Source organism: Bacillus sp. LR_5 (assembly GCF_042709275.1).
Map to the genome: position 1 here is coordinate 1 of NZ_JAVAXX010000655.1, position 881 is coordinate 881.

Annotated in this window: 2 protein-coding genes; both read right to left on the minus strand. The window is 45.3% G+C overall.

Annotated elements, in window-relative coordinates:
• Window positions 1-383 (minus strand): chemoreceptor glutamine deamidase CheD (cheD, locus tag RAC86_RS39290; protein WP_377887020.1); only part of this gene is annotated, 383 nt, incomplete at its 3' end.
• A partial coding sequence (cheC, locus tag RAC86_RS39295) for a CheY-P phosphatase CheC (RefSeq protein ID WP_377887021.1) occupies window positions 380-881 on the minus strand: 502 nt, incomplete at its 5' end. The genes cheC and cheD, both read right to left, overlap by 4 nt.

The window sequence follows — 881 nt, forward strand, 5'->3', positions numbered from 1 at the left end:
TATAAAGACAGCTGTTCCTTTATCGCTAATACATTTCTCGGTCCTATCTTCATCAAATCATTTGTTGATTTAAATTTAAACATCTCTGATCCGCCGGCCAGCTTTGCTTTTAATGCAAATTTCCGGCATCCCGCTTCTATCAACATATCAATCGTGGTCTTTACGGCTGTGTCAGCATACTTAGCCCGATTGAGTTCGGCAGTTTTCGATAACGTCGAATCCGGAAGCATGACATGAACAAGCCCCGCCGTCTGCTTTTCTTTATCATAAAGCACCAGTCCCACACATGATCCCAACCCAGAGGTCCTGATGGTGTCCGGGAAGCGGGCGATCTTCACGTCAGCAATTCCAACCTTTACAACGACAGCCTCAGTTGTACTCATAATGATGCACCCAAGGCGACAAAGAGCTTTTCAAATGAATCATAGTCCGGCAGCATAAACATATGCGCTTTCAGCTCCTGCTGATGGCTTTGGTCAAAAATTGACGTGTCCACAACAATGGCGTGTTCTCCAACCTGGCTTAGCTCCATCAGCCCTTCGCTGATCACAGCGCCGAACATGTCCAAAGAAACTTCAGGAACACTTGGATAAAGCTGGAGTTTCGTCAAATCCGCCAAAGCTGTTAAATATGATCCTGCTAAAATATTGCCCAGTTCATGCAAAGCGGATGAGCTCATATGATCTTCACCTAAGTCCTCTATATCAAAATCGGGGTTTCCAATCAGCTCTCTGATAAACTGCTCCGCCTGATAAAAAGGCATTATAAAGAACATCGAGCCCGTTAAATCGCCTTCCATTCTTAAAAAGATGCTGGCAACCGGGATATCGGCGCCGCCGAAAAAATCGACAAGCTCATCGAAAGACAACAGCTTTGCAAAC